Below are 211 nucleotides of genomic sequence, written 5' to 3'. Positions count from 1 at the left end.
TTCTTCTTTGGTGCGATAGATTCCGCATCGGGTACCCGCATTGATCCTTCCAAAGAAGAAAGGCAACAGATGTTCCGCAAACTCGCAGCCGCGGTTGCGATCACTCTTCCCTTCGTACTCGCCGCCTGCAGCTCCGGAGCGGCCGCGCCGTCCGCCGGCGGCAGCGCCGGAGGCGGCTCTGACAAGGTCGTCGTCGGACTGATCACCAAGA

General features: G+C 61.6%; 1 pseudogene. It reads left to right on the top strand.

Annotated elements, in window-relative coordinates:
• Positions 1–211: pseudogene (locus BN358_RS27565) on the top strand (hypothetical protein); the annotation flags it as partial.

Origin of the sequence: Sedimentibacter sp. B4 (genome assembly GCF_000309315.1) — a bacterium.
In the GTDB taxonomy this organism is placed as follows: domain Bacteria; phylum Bacillota; class Clostridia; order Tissierellales; family Sedimentibacteraceae; genus Sedimentibacter; species Sedimentibacter saalensis.
Note: the sequence above shows the minus strand (reverse complement) of the source record. Positions and strands in the feature narration are given on the sequence as shown.